General features: G+C 65.8%; 9 protein-coding genes. 8 read left to right on the top strand and 1 reads right to left on the bottom strand.

Annotated elements, in window-relative coordinates:
• Positions 1-820 precede the first annotated feature (820 nt).
• From BM076_RS25600 to BM076_RS25575, 6 genes are all read left to right on the top strand, one after another.
• Positions 821-1006 (top strand): hypothetical protein, encoded by a 186-nt coding sequence (locus BM076_RS25600; RefSeq protein WP_093716045.1) that lies wholly within the window; start codon positions 821-823, stop codon positions 1004-1006.
• 71 nt (positions 1007-1077) lie between these two features.
• Complete coding sequence (locus BM076_RS25595; RefSeq protein WP_177246605.1) at positions 1078-2505, top strand: HsdM family class I SAM-dependent methyltransferase; 1428 nt, start codon at positions 1078-1080, stop codon at positions 2503-2505.
• 29 nt (positions 2506-2534) lie between these two features.
• Positions 2535-3737 (top strand): restriction endonuclease subunit S domain-containing protein, encoded by a 1203-nt coding sequence (locus BM076_RS25590; RefSeq protein ID WP_143120641.1) that lies wholly within the window; start codon positions 2535-2537, stop codon positions 3735-3737.
• A gap of 146 nt (positions 3738-3883) precedes the next feature.
• Positions 3884-4456 (top strand): DUF5984 family protein, encoded by a 573-nt coding sequence (locus BM076_RS25585; protein WP_143120640.1) that lies wholly within the window; start codon positions 3884-3886, stop codon positions 4454-4456.
• A gap of 621 nt (positions 4457-5077) precedes the next feature.
• Positions 5078-7180, top strand: a complete 2103-nt coding sequence (locus BM076_RS25580) for an RNA-directed DNA polymerase (protein ID WP_245796359.1) — start codon at positions 5078-5080, stop codon at positions 7178-7180.
• A 114-nt stretch (positions 7181-7294) separates the two neighbouring features.
• Positions 7295-10570 (top strand): type ISP restriction/modification enzyme, encoded by a 3276-nt coding sequence (locus tag BM076_RS25575; protein WP_245796346.1) that lies wholly within the window; start codon positions 7295-7297, stop codon positions 10568-10570.
• A gap of 13 nt (positions 10571-10583) precedes the next feature.
• Here the strand turns inward: BM076_RS25575 and BM076_RS25570 are convergent, their stop codons facing one another.
• Positions 10584-10991, bottom strand: coding sequence for a helix-turn-helix domain-containing protein (locus BM076_RS25570; protein ID WP_245796345.1), 408 nt, complete (start codon positions 10989-10991; stop codon positions 10584-10586).
• Positions 10992-11299: 308 nt separating this feature from the next.
• On the opposite strand from BM076_RS25570, the gene BM076_RS25565 reads away from it, so the two are divergent.
• A complete protein-coding gene (locus BM076_RS25565) occupies positions 11300-16879 on the top strand; it encodes a DUF4011 domain-containing protein (protein ID WP_177246604.1) in 5580 nt (1859 codons plus the stop codon).
• A 101-nt stretch (positions 16880-16980) separates the two neighbouring features.
• The gene (locus tag BM076_RS25560; protein ID WP_177246603.1) at positions 16981-18900 is read left to right on the top strand and encodes a DUF262 domain-containing protein; all 1920 of its coding nucleotides are present in this window, start codon (positions 16981-16983) and stop codon (positions 18898-18900) included.
• Positions 18901-19015 lie beyond the last annotated feature (115 nt).

Genomic DNA, 19015 nt, shown 5'->3' with positions numbered 1-19015 from the left:
TCTGCGGGCTCGGGTGTGACTCCGTTGCCTTGATCGGTGGAAATACTGTACTCGCTGAATAGGCTGAGGCGCTGTGGCGGTTTTCGTCTTCGCCGTTCCGGGATCCAGAGCGTTCTCGGACGAGGACAGGTCCCCGGATTCCGCCGAGTTCACGGTCATGTCGAGACGGCTCTGTGACGGGTCCTCGCCCTCAGGGTCGCCGCCAGCGGCCGAGGTGTCGAGGGCGGTCGACTGCATCCAGACAATCCAGCGGAATGCCCCCTGTCGTGATCTTTGCTGACCTCACGATGGCGTCGATCTCCGCGGAACGCTTGAGGCCAAGAGTTCCGTAGTCGTACATCAAGTAGCGGGAGGCGGGCGCGAATCATACGCGGTGAACTGCGGTCCGTTTGTGGTTGTGGCTCCTTGTTCGCCACGCTGACCTGCTTCATTGCGCTGGCGTGCGTGACTGTCTGCAGGTGGCCGTTCCCGCCGGACTCGTACGTGCCGTTGGCCTACGAGTTACGGCCACCTGTGGTGAATCGGGAGCCAAACATCTCGAAGTTGTCATTCCCAACCCCGGTGGCCCCTCCCTTGATGCTGGTCATTCCAGGTGCCCACTCCACGGCCAGCAGGCAGCAGGCAGCAGGAAGCAGGCGCGGTCGGCGCGGAGCAGGGCTCAAAGCGTATATAACGTGCGATAGTCACCATCAAGATGCAATCCCAAACCGGGTGCTGTAGCTGGTGGCTGTTCCACGTCCTACGTTGGAGCATGCCTCGGTGAGCCGGGGAGGTCGGTCCACAGCAGCCCGGCGGAAGCCTGGGCAGGGTAGGGGGAAGCGTGCACAAGAAGGGCTGGATCCTCGTTGTGGTGGTTCTGTCGTCGGTGATCGTGGCGTTGATTGCCGGTATCCTCGCGCGACTTGGAGGCGGCACCTATGTGGGCGCCGTGCAGAGCGGCGGGGCGTCTTTCGGGGCGGCACTGACGCTCGGCATCCTGATCACGACAGCGCTGGGGGCATTGTGAATATTGCGAGGGGAACCTCTGCGGGTCTGCGCAATCGGGACGCGACGGAGCAGATGCGACGGCGTGATGACTTGTGGACTGCGATCGACGGACTCGCCGATCGATTGGGCGCCTACAAAACCGCCTACCAGTTCGCGCTCCGTATGCTCCTTCTCCGTGCTGTCACCGACCCTCTCGATACGGATAATGTCTGGGCGTGGTTCTGCCAAGAGGTCCGGGAGACCCTTGAGACGGAAGCACCCATTGCCGGCGTTTTGGAGCACGCGCTGGAGAGGGAGATGGCGGGCAGCACTGCTGGCACCGTGATTTGGGAAATGCGGGATCATATTCAGCGTCCCTCCGCGGAGACTCAAGAAGCTCTCCGGAATCTGGTCGGCGTCGTGGACGCCGTCGACGGTGATCTGAGAGATGTGTTCGAGATGGCCCTGGAGCACTACTCGCGGACCAACGGCGAGGCTGGGAACTACTTCACACCTCGATCGGTCGTCAGCCTCGCTGTTCGTCTGGCGGACCCCAGGGACGGCGAGCGGGTCTTCGATCCCGCCTGCGGATCCGGGGGTTTTCTCCTGGCCGCTCACAGACACGCCGCAACCTCGGCGCACACGACGCTGGGGCTGTCCGGACGGGAATCGAACCGAGACGCCTGGCAGATCGGCCAGATGAATCTCCTTGCACACCGGCTGCGAGCCGACCTCGGCGAGCAGCCGGTCGACAGCCTCCTCGAGCCCGCGTCGACGGGCGAGGGCGGCAACCATGTCGTGTTGCTCAACCCACCCTTCAACCAGAGAGGTTGGGCAACTGACGCTGAGATCAAGGCGCTGCCATGGGAACTCGGTCACCCGCCGCGATCGAATGCCAACTTTGCCTGGCTCCAGCGAGCGCTCGCACTCCTTGCCCCGAACGGCAGGGCCTGCGTCCTTATGCCTGACCAAAGTACCCGGGACAGTCGGACGAAGGCACGGGAGATCACACGGAGGTTGGTCGGCACCGATGCGGTCGAGGCCCTGGTGACGTTGCCTTCAGGTCTCTTTCCCCACGTGCGGGTGCCCGCGTGCGTGTGGGTTCTGAACAAGGACAAAAGGTCGGAGACCGGATCCGGGTCGCGCGATCGGCATGACGAGATCCTGCTCGTCGACGCGTCCGGGATGGGCGAGCAGGTCACGCGCGGGCAGTGGGTGATTCCTGAGTTGGCGATCGAGCGGATCACGAGGGTGCTGCAGTCGTGGCGCAGCCACAACTGGGGCCGCGAACGGGGGGAGTTGGAGCCCTCGGAAGCGTCCACGAATGCCTGGTGGACAACGGTGACCACATCGGACGTTGAGGCGCTTGAGTGGGATCTGACTCCGTCGCGTTACATCCCCGGCAGCCGGCCCGAAGGCGTGAGCCAACCGCACGACCCCGACGCCGAGTTCGACGGCCTGGTCCGTCGGCTGGCAGAGCGGATGGCCCGGGTCCATCAGCTGGAGCAGGCACTTCTCGAAAAACTGGGTGAGTGGTGAGGCCAGGTCCGGTCCCGGAAGGCATGAGCGTGACGGATGACGTCACTTACCTTCGTCTGGGGTCGATCCCCGGTATTACCGTGACGTACGGAGTGGTCGAGCCCGGCGGGTACGCCAGAGGGGGCGTGCCGATGCTCCAGGCCCAGAACATCCTCCGAGGGCGCCTCGCCTCGGATTCGACGATGCGCATTGATGAAGCTGTTCACTTGCAGAATCGCCGCACATGGCTCCGACAAGGCGACCTGGTGGTCGTCCTGGTGGGCAGGGTGGGTGACGCAGCCCTGGTCACGGCTGAGCATGCGGGCTGGAACGCGGCGCGTTCCGTGGGCGTCATCCGGTGCACCGACTCGTCGGACCAGGCAACGAGTACCGTCGAGTGGCTCCGTTACTGGTTCAAATCCCCGAGCATGCGCCTCTGGTTCGCCCGGGAAGCGCGCGGGTTCGCGCAGCCGACGATAGGCGCCCGGGCAATTGCGAACCTCACGGTGCCGCTTCCTGCGGCTGCCGACCGGCACCGTTGCCTCGACGTGCTCGCGCAGGTCGAGGAACGAGCCTTGGCCAGCCTCGACCTGTCAAGGGCCGCCACGGACACGGCAGACGCCTTGTTCGCGCAACTACGCATGGCGGGCGGCGCGCTGCCGGCGCTCATCGGGGATGTGTGCGAGGCGAGGGCCGGTGGGGGCCGGGCGCACCGAAGGACGGTCGTGGACGAGGCAGATACTGACGAGAGCGGCCGCAGCGGGGTACAGGTAGCGACAGCCGATGTCCTCAACGCGGAATTCCCGTACTGGTGGAATCGTATGACGGGGGGGCCGGATCGCGCGTGGACCGAGCCCGGTCAGCTGCTGATCGCGACCAAGAAAGGCGCCAGCCGAATCGTTCTTGACGCCTCAGGTGATGCAGAAGCCGCCCGCGGTACCTTGTCGGTGCGGGCCGATGGTGCGGAGGAACAGTGGTGGCTCCTGCATGAGCTACGTGCGAGGCGGGGCGACATCGCACTTGCTGCTCAAGGCGCGAGCGCTCGGGAACTCAGCGCCCGAGCTTTCAGCAGCTTGCCCCTGGCCTGGCCGACCGCGCGGGTCCGCTCAGAGTTCGCAGAGCTTGCCTCGGCCCTCCACCAGCGTGCCATCCTGGCACTGGAAGATCACGACGACATGCAGCGCATGGTGGGACTGCTGATCGAGAGGGCTCTGCGCGTGAGTCCGGCGCCAGAGGAGGGTCAGTCACGATGAACCGCTCAATCGCCACGAGAGCCTCCTTGCGCGGTTGCCCACCGGACGGGCCTGCCCGAGGGAAGACGCTCGCGTGGGCGACCGGGACACTGCGCGAGTGAGGAACACAGACGCCGCGATTTGCTTCCGCTTCGGGCTGACCCCCCTTGGAAAGGGTCACGCCGCGGGGCGGCGAACATCTCGTATTACGCGGCTTTGCGCTAACCGACGGCTGGTACTGCATCGACCTCGACGGGCACGAGGTTCTGCGTTACTCCGAGCGAACTGTGCAGGCGCTGCGTAGCGATCCTGAAGCCGGTCCGCCACACCCGTATGTGTTCTACTACGTCGTCCGCTTGCGGGAGGACGTGATCGCGCTTGTATCGGAGACGATGGAACTGGTCCCGGAGGATTTGGTCGATGCCGTGGCGGCCTCGCCGGACCGGGCCTGGCTGGATACACCAGAGGCCGACGCCGCTTCGACCTGGTATAACGCTGGGTACCTGAGTACCGGCTACCTGCGGGTCGCCCCGAGTATTCGTTTCTGGCGCACCGTCGTTGGGGGCGCTGACACCGTGACGGTAGCCTGGGAGCACGAGCCCGATCCTGAAGGTCTCATTGAGTTCGTTGGCCCGTCCGCGGGACAGGTGGCCATGCCGACCAATGAGTTCCTTGCTGCGGTGACCGAACTCGACCGGGCGCTGCTGGCTGCGATGGATCAGCGGATATCGGAGCTGTAGCATGCGGGTGTTCCGCCGGGTATCGATCTGGACATCGGGAAGTTGCGCCGTGAGCACGGGACCGGGAGACCAGGTTGCAGCGGGCGCGGGACCACGATCCCGGTACAGAGTGGGACGTCGTACGGGCAGGTGTGCGGCAACTCTTGGGCTCGACGAAAACGCCCTCAGATGCCAATTCCTTCAAGCTGGAAGATGGCTAGGAGCGTTACATGACGCAGATCCTCGTTCCTGAGCCGTCGGCGTCAGGGCCTAAACCGATTGTTGGCCACACGTGGTGGCCAACATGATCCGCTTGCACGCCGGATTTCGGTTACTTGAAAGCCGAGTTGCCAGGCGCCCGGGGTCTAAGCGCCGCTTGACGGGTGGGCGCCGATACCACTCGAAGAGAGGCTATGATCCGGTTCAACGCAGTCGGCGGGTCTCAGGAACCCATCCATGCGATGGGCCCTTCGTTCTTGGGTGGCTCGGTGCTGATCACATCGGGTGCTGGGGATCGGGCCCTGTGCTTGCACAGGGTGGCGGAGGGATACAGCGGACCGCCCGTGGAGGGGCGGTGGAACGGCTCAAGGTGAGGCCTGCCGGCTGCGTTCCACCAGCAGGGACGAGGCGGGTCGGGTGACGATGGCGGACGACTTCGCGGACCTTGCCCCGGCGCAGTTTCTCGAGGCGATAGTCAGCGGCTCGATCTATCCGTACACCGAACACCGGATCCCCAAGCGCCGCGGTGGGATACGGACCCTGCATGCCCCGATCCCGCGGTTGTCCAGGATTCAGCAAGAAATCCTGACATGTCTGGAGGCCCTTCCGGCCAGGCTCCAGCCACACCCGGCAGCGTTCGCCTACCGAAGTGGCCGCTCGGTTGCGGACTGCGCTGCCGTCCATCTGCGAGCCCACACCGTGATCCGTCTGGACATCGCCGACTTCTTCGGGAATATCCGGGAACGGCACGTCCATGCCGCTTTGAAGGACGCCTGGACCCGCCCGACGGAGCGGGAGTACCGGATCGATCTTGTGGAGGACGACCACGGCGGCCAGGAGATCGGCCTGCGTCGCACCGGCCGCACCCTTGGGACGTACGCCATGGCCCGGCTGGTCACCGTGTCGCCGCCTGAGCCGAGCGAGACCTGGACGAACCGCGGCACCGGACGCCGGATCGTGAGACTGGAAGCCACAGGACAGGACTTCTCCGTGCACCGGCCAAGCCTGGTCTACCAGCACACCCGCGAGGGGTTCCTGCCGCAGGGCGCGCCTACAAGCGGATACCTGTCGAACATGGTCATGCGCGAAGTCGACGCTGCTGTGACCAACTTGGCCGAGTCCATGCAGCTGCGCTACACCCGCTACAGCGACGACATGTACTTCTCCAGCCGTCGACTCGTTCGCCACGACGATGTCGACCGTCTCGTAGCCGGGGTGAAGAGGGCCTTGGTGTCGTTGGGTATGAAGCTCAACGCGAAGAAGACCTATGTGGCCCGTCCCGGTGCCCGCCGCAGCGTGCTGGGCATCCTCGTGGACGGCCCCACACCTCGCCTGACGCGCGAGTACAAGCGCCGCATCACCAACCATGTGCGAGGAGCCGCGGCGTTCGGCATCGAGCAGCATCGCGATCACCAGAAGTTCAAAGACCTCGCCGCGCTGGACGCTCACGTGACCGGACTGCTGTCGTTCGCGCACGTGGTCGAGCCCGGCTGGGCCGACAAGCAACTCACGGATTGGAAGCGGCTGCGCAGGATTCCCGAGCAAGAAGAGCCGGTGATCGTGCAGCACGGACTCGAACTGCCCTGGGACGAAGAGGTCGAGGTCTCCCAGGAAAACCTGGCGAAAGCCTCGATCGACGACCTTGTCCGCGGCGCTCAGCGCTATCGCTCGTCCTCGGAATACCTGCACATGCTGGAGTTCGTCGGCCGATTCAAGCGGTATGCGCCGTTCAACGCGATGGTAGTTCACATCCAGAGGCCGGGAGCACGCTACGTTCTGCCCTCCTCGGAGTGGAGGTCGAAGTACCGGCGGGTACTCAAACCCGGCGCCCAGCCGCTGCTGATCTTCCAGCCCCGTGGGCCCTACATGCTCGTGTACGACGTTGGGGACACCGAAGCCCTGCCTGGGGCCTGGCCCCTCCCCAAGGCGATAACCGCCCCGGTATCGGTGTCCTCTCGAGCCGACGAGAGGGATGTCGCCGAGCTCTGGCACAACACCGAGACGAACCTCGCGCCCCTGGGTATCCGACTCACCCTGGTCGACAACGCGGCCTCGTCCTGCGGGCGCACGTACCCCAGCAGGTCCCGCGGGTTCGTCGAGCGCCCTGGTAGCAGGCCTGGGGACCGATCGGAGACATACCCGACGTTGTTCGAGATCGAAGTCAACCGGAACCTGCCTCGGCTGGACCGGTACGCCACGCTTGCCCACGAGCTCGGCCACCTGTTCTGCGGACACCTCGGCGCAGGCCCAGGGGAGACATGGCCTGACCGGCGCCTGCGGTCTTCTTCAGAGGCCACGAACGTACATGCGCGCAACGAGGTCGAGGCCGAGTCCATCGCCTACATGGTCCTCAAGCGTGTGGACCCGGAGGTCCGGATGGGCGACTACATCACCGGACACCTTGGCCCCGACCAGCGGGTGCCTGAGCTTGTCGCCCTCAACCTCACGTTCAAGGCTGCCGGCCTGATCATCGAGATGGGCAAAAAGCGAATCCCGGCCTCCAAACTTCAGAAGGCCAAGAAGTGATCCGCCTGCACCATCTGTCTTCCCCTGATGACCGTCCGTAGATAGCATCGGCGCCCTGACGCGATCCTTGGGGGGAAGATGTCAGGGGGGTTAGACAGCTGGCTGCTCGCTGCCGTGTCGGAGTTCGGACGTGCCTGCAAGGTCAAACTGTCGGGCGGCGGCAGCCCGGAAGCCGCGATACGCGCACCGCTTGAGGCACTGCTCCAAGCCGTTGGCGAGCACCACGAGCAGCATGAGGTCTCCTGGCACGACGAGTTCCGTGTTCCCGACCTTGGCGTCCGACCCGACTACGCCATCCGCGCAAGCGGTGAGTTAGCGGGCTACATCGAGCTCAAGAAGCCGGGGCTGTCGGTCGATCCCGACACCTTTGGCAAGAGCAACCGGGAGCAGTGGGAAAAGCTCCGGAACCTGCCTAACCTGCTGTACTCCAACGGCACCGAGTGGCGACTGTTCCGCGACGGGCGGCAGCTCGGCGAGACGGTCTGCTTCATAGGATCGCTCCGCTCGGCGGGCGACAGTCTCGCGCCGGCGGACCCTGGCGCACTGGATGCGCTGCTGAAGCAATTCCTTGTGTGGAAACCCCCGGCCATCAAACGCGTCGCCCGGCTCGTGCAGCACGTCGCTCCGCTCTGCCGGTTGCTGCGCTCCGCCGTCCTCGAGCAGTTGTCGGCCGAGGCCCGATCGTCCAAGCGGGACGACGATGTCCGCGCCCGGCCGTTCACGGGGCTCAAGAACGACTGGCGGCGGATGCTGTTCCCGTCCGCAGACGACGCGACCTTCGCCGACGGTTACGCCCAGGCCGTCACCTTCGCCCTGCTGCTCGCCCGTTCCGAGGGCGTGCTTGAAGAAGGAATCGGCCTCCATGACATCGGGCGCCGCCTCGATGCCGACCACGCTCTTATGGGCAAGGCGCTCCAACTCCTCACCGACAACGTCAACGAGCGGTTCACCGTCACGTTGGAACTGCTGCGTCGAACCATTGCCCAGGTGGACTGGCCGGCCATCCGCACCGGCAACCGTGACGCCTACCTCCATCTCTATGAGCACTTCCTCACGACCTATGACCCGGTGCTGCGCCAGCGGAGCGGCTCCTACTACACCCCGCACGAGGTTGTTCAGGAGATGGTGCGTCTTACCGAAGACGTGCTCCGTACGCGTCTCGGCCAGTCCGACGGGTTCCGAAGCGACGGCGTTCGGATCGTCGATCCCGCTATGGGCACCGGGACCTTTCTCCATACGATCATCGAACGGGTCGCCACGCAGGCCGCCGAAGGCTCCGGACACGCGATGTCCGCCGATGCCATCTCACGCCTCGCCCCGCGGTTGTACGGGTTCGAGATGCAGATGGGACCGTTCGCTGTTGCGGAGTTACGGGCCTCCGAGCTGCTCAAGCGCTACGAGGCACCGCTACCTGACGGAGGACTCAACTTCTTCGTCACCGACACGCTGGACAACCCGTTTGTCGAGGACGAATACCTGGCCTCAACTTACGAGGCCCTGTCCGAGTCCCGACGACGAGCGAACAACGTCAAGGCCAACGTTCCCGTGACCGTCGTCATCGCGAACCCGCCCTACGACGACAAGGCCGAAGACCGAGGCGGCTGGGTGGAGAAGCGCACCGACCGCGCCGAGGTGCCCTTGCTCGACGCCTTCCGCTATCCAGGCAACGGGCGTTACGAGCACGTGCTCAAGAACATGTACGTGTACTTCTGGCGTTGGGCCACCTGGAAGGTCTTCGACGCGGACGACGGCGAACGCCACGGCGTGGTCTGCTTCATCACGCCCTCTGGCTGGGCCACTGGTCCCGGCGGCCGGGGCATGCGCGAGTATCTGCGCCGCACCTGTGACGAGGGCTGGATCATCAACCTGTCACCGGAGGGACACCGCTCCGATGTGGCCACACGCCCTTTCCCAGGCGTGGCGCAGCCACTGGCGATCTCCATATTCGTCCGCAAGGCGGGTGCCGAACGGGATGAGGGCCACCGGGCGAGGGTGCACTACCGGGCTCTTGCCGGCCGCAGGGCGGACAAGTTCGCCCAGTTGCAAGCGGCGCAGATCGATGACGACGGCTGGCGTGACGCGCACTCCCGGAGTCCGCGGCCGTTCACGCCGAAAATGCAGTCCGGCTGGGAAGACTTTCTTGCGCTGGATGATCTTTTCCCTTGGGGGACTCTCGGGATCACCTCGAACCGCTCGTGGGTGAGCGACCCTTCGGACGACGTGCTCCGTCGACGTTGGACCACATTAATACGAGGCGGCGACCTCGCCCTCAAGGCCAAGCAATTCAAGGAGACGCAAGGTCGCGATCTCAACTCCAGAAGGGAGCCGTTACCGGGCCAGCCCGTTCGTCCCGATTCACTTGTGCAGGAGACCGATGTTCGCCCGAACCTCATACGCACGGCCCTCCGGAGCTTCGACCGCCAGTGGCTGATCGCCGACAACCGCGTACTCGACCGCCCGCGCCCCGACCTATGGGCGTCCCTCCAGGCAGGGCAGATTTTCCTCAACCAGCAGTCGTCCCATGAGATCGACTCCGGCCCTGCGGTCGTGGCCACACACCTTGTCCCCGATACGCACCACTTCAACGGTCGCGGAGGACGGATCCTGCCGCTCCTGCACCCGGACGGGTCCCCGAACTTGCCGCCGGGACTCCTCGCGTACCTGGCTCGGGCAGTGGACCAGGACCGAGTCACGGCCACTGATCTCGCCGCATATGTCGTGGCTGTTGCCGGCCACGACGCCTTCACCCAGAGGTTCGCCGAGGAACTGCTGACCCCTGGCGTACGCATACCTCTCACCCGCGACGGGGCGTTGTGGACGTACGCCGTCGGACTCGGCCGGGAAATCTTATGGGCCTCGACGTACGGCGAACGGTGCTCCGATCCTGCGCTTGGGCGGCTCGGCGGGGAAGTGCGGTTCCCCTCGGGAGACGAGCGGCAGGTGCGCTACCTGACGCAGATCGGCAGCCGCATCCCTGATCGACTGGAGTACGACGCAGCGACACGAACGCTCCACGTCGGGGAGGGATCATTCGCTCCCGTGCCCGATGTCGTGTGGGCTTACAACGTCGGCGGTATGAAGATCGTCAGCAAGTGGTTTGGCTACCGGAAGGCCGTGCCGACCAGCAAGCGGACGAGCCCCCTGGACGACGTCCACGCGGAGCGCTGGCCGCACGAATGGACGACGGAACTCATCGAGCTGCTCTCCGTACTCCGCCGTATCACCGATCTCGAACCACGCCAGAGCGAGATGTTGGGGGAGATTCTCGCCGGTCCCGTGATCACGGAGGCGGAGCTGACTGCAGCCGGAGTGTGGCCTGTTGCCGCGGCTGCTCGGAAGGCACGCCACACCCCGGTCGATGCCCTCTTCGAGAGGCACGAGGTGCCATGACCCCAACCGCATGTCAATCGCATTCGTCCATACCCGCCAGTGCCTCCGGCAGCGAGCAGGAACCATCAGCCATACGTCGGACCGCCCGTGCGAAGTGCGGGGCCACCGCCTCGCGCATGTCGGCCAGGCAGGCGATCTCGGCCAGCCGCTCCTGCGAGGACTCGTACAACGCCCGGAAGTGGACTGCGGCGCCCAGGTCCGTAAGCGCCAGCGAACCGTCTGCCAGGTCGACCAGCTTCATCCAGCGGAGTGTCGGCAGGTCGTCCCGGGCCAGATCCGCATCCAGTCCGTCCAAGGCCAACGCCTCGACGAAGGCCGACCGATCGCTCGGGTCCGGGACCGATCCTTCGGCCAGCCGTGCCAGGAGTCTCCACTGCGCTTCGGTGAGATCCAGGTGAGGCAGGGGTGCGGCAGAGTGCATGAAGCCATGCCTAGCACGCTGCACGGACAGGGGTGCGTCTCCACTCCGCCGGACGACCTGCCGGAAGTTCCTGAAAGTGGCGCGCGAGATGGGCTGGACCCGCTGCGGGGGCGCTGTGCGCAGGGTCATGAGTGCTTCATGGACCTGGCACCGCGCAGAACCGGTTCGACTTCGGACAATCACGGACGCATGCGGCCATGCGCCGCTATGCTCCGTTCACCAAATCTCCACAACTGCCGTCGTGCCACTGTGAGGAGCTCCGCCGTATGAATGTCCGACCTCCGATGGGCCCGGCGGATCGGAAGCGGTTGGAGAACCTGCTGGCTTCCTGGCGGGACTCGCTCATCGATCTCAGCTTCCGCAACCGGTTGCTCAGCTACCAGCGTCGGTCGACGTCGGTCGGGATGGATATCGTCGCGCCTGGTCTGCTCTCGGTCCTCGAAGGGCTCAGCCGCGTCTGTGGCTTTGCCGAGGTGGAAGAGGCTGAGCCGAACGACGAGAGGGTGCCCGGCCGCGGAGTGGCGCTGGCCAAGACCAATTCGGTGGTGGTCCCGGCGGACAGCCGGCCCATTGACACCCCTGCCTCTCGCCGGGGAGTGGCCGGTCGTCGGCCGGCCGTGAACCTGACCACCTCCAAGACCTCCCAGGCCGAGCAGGACCGTCACCTGAAACGCCTGGCGGTGGTGACGCGCGAGAAGTACAACGACTACGGCCTGTGGGTGCTGCATCTCGGCGTGGGCTTCCTCGAGTGGAAGCCGTCACCTTCTGCGGAGAAGGGTCTCAGCTCACCCCTGGTCATGGTCCCAGTAGTGCTGGAGCGGCGTGGAAACACCTACGTCCTCAAGCTCAACACGGATGAGGAGCCGGTGCTCAATCCGGCTCTCGGCATCAAGATGGGCGAGCTCAGTGTCGACTGGCCGCGTCCTGACCAGGTGGAGCTCGCGAACATCCCGGACTTGATCGACAGCGTGCGGCGAGCGGTGGTGAAGCACCGCAACTGGACGGTGACGACGCGCATCGTGTTGGACACCTTCAATTCCAGCAAAGAGGTCATGTACCGGGACCTGTTGGAAAACGCGCACCGGGTCATGGGCAGCAGCCTGGTCCGTGCTCTTGGCCTCGGCGCGGATTCCGGTCTTCCGGCCGCGACGTTCGACTTCGAGCCCGCTGACATCGATCGCATCGACACGGTCCAGCCGCCCGAGAAGGCCCCGATGGTCCTGGACGCCGACTCGTCACAGCGGCAGTGCGTCGCCGCAGCGCTCGACGGGCGCAGTTTCGTGATGGACGGCCCGCCGGGAACGGGCAAGAGTCAGACGATCACCAACATGATCGCCGGATTGATCGAACAGGGCCGAACCGTGCTCTTCGTGAGCGAGAAGGCCGCGGCTCTCGACGTGGTGCGCAATCGTTTGAGTGATGTCGGCCTCGGAGATTACGTCCTGGCGCTGCACAGCAACACGGCCGGACGCAAGCAGGTGGCGCAGGAGCTCGGCAGGGCGCTCGCGGCTCCGCGCCGTACCCTGTCGGGCGGCAGCCAGGTGGAACTCGGGCGTGCGAGGAAGCTGCGCGAGGAGCTCTCCGAATACGCCTCGGCGATGAACGACGTCAGGCCGGGGCTCGGGATGTCCCTCCATGACGCCTTGGGACGAATAGCGCAGCTGGACACGGCCGACCCCCTGCCGGCGAACGACTCTTTCGATGCCACCGCGCTGTCGGAGCAGCTTCTCAGCGACGCGGAGAACGCCGCGGTCCAAGTAGCCGCATCCTGGCGCCCGGCGCTGGAAGGCACCGCTTTCTCCTGGTACGGCCTGAATGACAGTGGGAATCCACTTCTGGCGCTGGACCTGGCCTCCGAAGCGCTGAGCCAACTCGACTCGGCCCTCGCCGTTCATGGCGGCCTGCTGAGCGCGCTGGACTGGGAGGGCCCCGGGGCCGCGGCCCGGCTGACAGAGGTGCTGCGTATCGCAGGCAGGCGTCCGTCCGTCCCCCGAGGATGGCTCACGGCGGATCCGGAGTCGCTGGGTGACGATGTGCGGGCCTTCCTGGAGCGCATGAACGCGGTGACGGAGGCCGAACGTCCCGCCGAACAGACGCTTGGCTCGGTGTGGGATCGGTTGCCCCAAGGCGTGGATCCGGAGCCGAGTCCCGCTGAGACAGCCCTTTCCTCGTTGGTCCCGGCACACGTGGACCTGACTCAGCTCACCGCCGATGACGTCCGAGATCTTGCGCAACGGCTGGAGAGGGACGCGGTCGGGTTGGAGCAGGCGGCCCGATCGATGGCTTCCGTAGCTCGTATGTACGGGTTGCCGGAGCCGGAGACCTGTGAGGAAGCCCTCCGTCTCGGCCGCCTTGCCGCGTTCGCCGCACTCCCGGACGACGCGAAGCCGCAACCTTCCTGGCTCACGGCTGAGGGGCTTGGCGACGCCCGTAGGGCTGTTCAGGCCCTACGCGAGTCGGTGCGAGTGCTGGTGGCGGCCCGGCAACAAGCGGGCGCGATCTTCAATGAGCGGGTGCTGGCCGACCAAGCGCTGGGCGAGGTCGCCGAGCGCTTTGCCACCGTGCACCGCTCCCTTGCGGGGACCCTTTCGGCTGCTCGGCGAGCTGATCGCCAGCTTGTCCGATCCTGGGTTGTCGGAGAGGGCAAAGTCACCAAGGCCGTAGTCGGCGCGCTTCCGGCTGCCGTGGCGTGGCAGCAGGCCGCGCAGGCGCTCGGCGCTGCGACGCTCAGCCATGCTCCGGCACTGGGCCCGCTGTGGAAGGGCGAGGAAACCGACTTCGCCGTCCTGGATGCCATAGTCGCCCGGGCCGAGGAGATCCTGACGCTCGCTCCCCGGGTGCTCAGCCACGACTCGCTGGCTCGTGAGCTGGCCGCCGGCGGTGCACCTCGACATGCGGCGCAGAGTAGCGCCGAAGAGACGGTTGCGTGGCTGGCAGAGTGGCGGAACTCGTTGGTGCTCCCACCGACTCCCGGGCCTTCGTACGAGCTGGAAGCCGGCAGCCTGCTTGCGGCCGCGGCCTGGAGTCGCGCACATCTCGCGCCGCTGCGGGCGGCGGAACCGCTCATCCGCGTCGTTGAGCAGACCGCGGCGGCGGGGGGCGGTGGGGATCTCGCTTCAGGTGCGTGGACGCTTTCCGCATCCCGCGCCGCAGTACAGAGGGTGCGGGACGCGCGATCCGCGTCCGCTGCCTTCGAGTCCACAGCGGATGCCGATCGGAAGCTGCTCGGTGGCCTCTACGAGGGTCGTGCGACTGACGGGACCGCGCTTACGGCGGCCGTCGCGTGGGTCGCCGATCTCCGTACTGCCTGTGGCATGGACGGAAGCGCAGTGTTGGGAACTGCGGCCGCCGAGATCCTCTTCGAAGCCGACGCCGATCCCGAGCTGGAGACCGCAGAACGAAGGTGGTCCCAAACTTCCGAGGGTCTGGTCGGCCTGTTCCGTGCGGCGAGGGCGGATTCCCTTCGTGCCGCGTTGCGGCGGAGCGCCGATGCCGCGAGGCAGGCGCTCGACGTCCTGGGCACCGATCGAGGCGGTCCGGACGAGTGGCGTGCCTATGACGAGGGACGCAGCGTCCTCGACGGGCTGAGCCTGGGCGACCTGGTCGACCGTGCGGTGCGCCGCAGCGTCGCGCCCGACGACTTTCCCCGAGTAGTGGTACGAGCAGTGCTGCGGGCCTGGGTGGACGAGCAATTGAGCGTGGACAAACGGTTGGCGACGACACGTTCCGTGGATCGCGACGGACTGGTGAAGCGGTTCCAGCAGCTGGACGCCAAGCTCACCGATCATGCACGCGCTCGGGTCATCCACGCATGTGACGCACGTAGGCCCCGGACAGTGACCAACCCCGGCGCGGTGCTGATCCGCCGAGAGGGAGAGAAGAAGACCCGGCACAAGCCGGTACGGGAGCTGCTCAACACGGCTCGCGACACCGTGCGGCTGATCAAGCCGTGTTTCATGATGAGTCCTCTGACCGTCAGCCGCTTCCTGCCGGCGGACATCGACTTCGACGTCGTGATCTTCGACGAGGCGTCACAGGTCCTCCCTCAGGACGCTGTGAACTGCGTCTACCGCGGACGTTCGCTCATCGTCGCGGGCGACCAGAAGCAACTGCCCCCGACATCCTTCTTCTCCTCGACCGGTGATGACGACGCGGACGCCGAAGACGACGAGCTGCCCGAGCGGTTCGATTCCGTGCTCGACATGTGCAAAGCGAGCGGTCTGCTTCCCAGCCTGTCGCTGCGATGGCACTACCGCAGCCGCCACGAAGCCCTGATCGCCTTCAGCAACCACGAGTTCTACAAGGAGTCGATGACCACCTTCCCCGGCGCCCACGCCGAGGGAGACGATGTCGGTGTCGCGTTCTTCCGCGCGACGGAGGGCGTCTACCGGTCCGGCGGCGCGGCACGGGACAACCCCGGTGAGGCCGCCGAGGTCGCCAGGCGCGTGATCCACCACTTCACCACCCGCAAAGGCAAGTCACTGGGCGTGGTCGCACTCTCGCAGCCACAGGCGGTGGCGATCCAGGATGCGGTGGACGCCGCCCGACGCGCCAGGCCCGACCTCGACGACAGCTTCTCCGAGGGCCGACTGGACGGCTTCTTCGTGAAGAATCTGGAGAGCGTCCAGGGCGACGAACGCGATGTGATGATCATGTCCGTCGGGTACGGGGCGGACGCGAAGGGCAAGTTCTCCATGAACTTCGGCCCGATGAACAAGCCCGACGGGTGGCGCCGCCTCAACGTCGCCGCGACTCGGGCCCGCTACCGGATGGAGGTCATTGCCTCCTTCGACCCGGGGCAGATGCGGGAGACCGCCAGCGAGAGCTTCCGATACTTTCAGCGCTACCTCCGGTACGCCCAGAGCGGCCTGGCGGCCCTGGCCCCATCGGCGGTGGACGGAGATGCACAGCCGGAGAGTCCGTTCGAGGAGTCGGTGCTCGCCGTTCTGCAAAAGCTGGGACACGACGTACAGCCACAGGTCGGAGTTGCCGGCTACCGCATCGATCTCGGCATCCGCCACCCCGAGCTTCCAGGGCGTTTTGTGCTCGGCGTCGAGTGCGATGGCGCCATGTACCACTCGTCGAAGGCGGCACGAGATCGCGACAGGCTCCGAGAAGGCGTACTGCGGGGCCTCGGCTGGGAGCTCCACCGCATCTGGGGCACCGACTGGTACCGCGACCGGCCCGGAGCCGAGTCCCGGCTGCGTACGGCGGTCGAAAGCGCGATAGCGCGTGCTGTCGTGCCGGCCGCCCCGGTCATCCGGCCCATCGAACACACCACGACGACGGCCCCCCAAGGGTTGGTTCTGCCGGAAGTCTCCGCGGCGACCGCACGGTCCAACGGTGAATCCGCGAGCGGATCGGTGCGCCGTCGCTCCCCCGTCCGTCCGCCGGTTGGCACCCCTCACACCGGTCCAGCCGCCTCGGTGACACGGGAGGCCTTTCCCATCACCGCTCTCGCGGGTACATCGCGCCAGCGCCTCACACACGAGCTGACTCAAATCCGCGCGGCTCTGGCCGACTTGCAACTACCCGTGCCGCGTGAAGCGGACGACAGCCGGCGCAAGCGTGACAAGCGCCGGGAGCAGCTCGAAGAGCGGGCCGGGTACTTGCAGAGGGTGCTCCAGGCCGTGCCCACGGCGCAGCGGACCTCCGGCCGCACGGTGGTGGCCCCCGGCAGGTTAGTCGGGTTGATCTTCGACGGCACCGACGCCGTCGAGGAGTACGAGATCACCTCCCAACGGCCGTCCGTTGACGGCATCCAGGTTCTGAGCCCGTTCACCGAGCTCGGCGCCGCCTTGCTGTGGCGCGAGGCGGGTACCCGCGTCGAGTACACCGACGGCCGAGGCGGCCGCAGCCATGTCCGCATCCGGCATGTGCGGGACTGACACGGACACGAGACCGAGCTGCCGGCTTGGTCAACTGCCAACGCCGGCAGCTGGTAAGTCGATACCGTGAACAGCGGAATCTTGGACGAAAGGGGCGGTCCGTGAAGGCGGATACGGTCGACTTGCGGCGGATCTTCGGCAAGGACGTGCGGTACACGGTGCCGCTGTTCCAGCGACCGTATGTCTGGAACAGGGACGAGAACTGGACGGCGCTGTGGGAGGACATCCGTCGGGTGATCGAGCGGACGGAGCGAGCGGGCGACAGCGGGGATACCGTGGCGCCGCACTTTCTGGGTGCGGTGGTGTTCGACAAGACGCCGTACCTGTCATCGAATCTGGAGACCCGGCAGGTCATTGACGGGCAGCAGCGGCTCACGACCCTGCAACTCTTCCTGTACGCCGCCCGGTTGTCCGCTGCCGGGATGGATCACGAGCGCTCCGTACGTCTGCTGGGCAAGTTTCTCGAGAACGACGAGGACCTGTTCGACATCGGTCAGCACCCGGACCACCGATACAAGGTCTGGCCCACTAACGCGGATCGGGACCAGTTCCGGGCCGTCATGAGCGGACAGGGCGGCGCCGGGGTCCTGGCCCAGGCGGTGAGCTACTTCCGGGAGGAGATCGACACCTGGGTGGCAGAAGCGGCCGAGCCGGCAGATCGTCTCGACGCCCTGGTCCAGACGATGCGGGAGCAGTTACGCCTTGTCATCATCGATCTGGAGGAGCACGACGACGCCCAGGTCGTGTTCGAGACGCTCAACAGCCGTGGCACACCACTGGAGCATGCGGATCTGGTGAAGAACCTTCTCTTCCGCGACGCCGAGCACGCCGGCGCCGACGTCGACCGGCTCTACAAGACCTACTGGTCTCCGTTCGACCAGGCGGAGTGGCGGGTGGAACAGACCACAGGGCGCATCACCCGCAGCCGCCTCGATGTCTTCCTCACCTACTGGCTCACCATGAGGACTCGCCGCGAATTCACGTCCTCCGCGTTGTTCAAGGAGTTCGAGCACTGGCTGCGGTCAGATGCTCCAGCCACAGAAGACGTCTTCGCGGAGCTGGCACAGTATGCCGAGATCTACGACCAGATCGACCAGCATCCGCTCGACGGCGTCGAGGGCAGGTTCCTGTACAGGATGAAGGTCCTGCAGACCTCCACCCCCATGCCCCTTCTGCTGTTCCTTTACGGGCTCGGTGACGCCGTACTGCCGCCTGAGCGGCGGCAGCGAGCCATTAGGGCCATCGACAGCTATATCGTCCGCCGTGCCGTCCTCAACCTGAGCAACCGGGACTACAACCACGTGTTCCGCGATCTTGTCGCCGCTGCCTCGCAGCAGCCCGAGCGGGCCGACGTACTGATCATCGACGCTCTCCGTGCGATGCAGGGACAGCACCGTGAATGGCCGACCGATGCCGCGTTTCAGGCCGCTCTGGAGCAGGACCCTATCTACGCCCGCCTCTATCGGCATCGGGTCCGCATCCTTCTTGAGGGCCTTGAGGACGAACTCCGTACCGGGCACACCGAACAGCTCACCGTGCCTGTCGGCGAGCACTTCGGTGCGAAGCTCACCATTGAGCACGTCATGCCGCAGAGCTGGGAGGAAAACTGGCCCGTGCTGGAGGACGACGCCACGGAAGGTGCCGATCGCCACGAACTCGTCCACACCCTGGGCAACCTCACCCTGGTCACTGCCCGCCTGAACCCGGCTCTCGGCAATATGGGTTGGGAAGACAAGAAACGTTGGCTGGGAGAGCACAGTCTGCTCCGCCTCACCCACGGCACGCTGCTCAATGCTCCACCGACCGTGGCTGCCGAGGGTTGGGCGGTGTCCTGGGACGAGCACCGTATCCGGGAGCGCGGCGCGTACCTTGCGTCGCTTGCTCTGACAATCTGGCCGTCGGCCGGGCAACTAGTTGAAGCCGACGCCAACGTAAGCGTTATTCCCGCAGAACGCGCCGAGGAGTCCGCTCACTTTCCCTCTTCGGTCCCACGTAAAGGACTTGGGGTTAGGGGATTTTAGAACTCGGTTGGCGTCGAGTGTGCCTGAACTCAAGTTTACGATGAAGGGTGCGTTATCAAACTATCTCGGCAATAATTGCGCGGGTCAATGACGCAACACAGGTTTGCGTCCGAGT

The organism is Actinacidiphila alni (assembly GCF_900112845.1).
GTDB lineage: Bacteria > Actinomycetota > Actinomycetes > Streptomycetales > Streptomycetaceae > Actinacidiphila > Actinacidiphila alni.
Note: the sequence above shows the minus strand (reverse complement) of the source record. Positions and strands in the feature narration are given on the sequence as shown.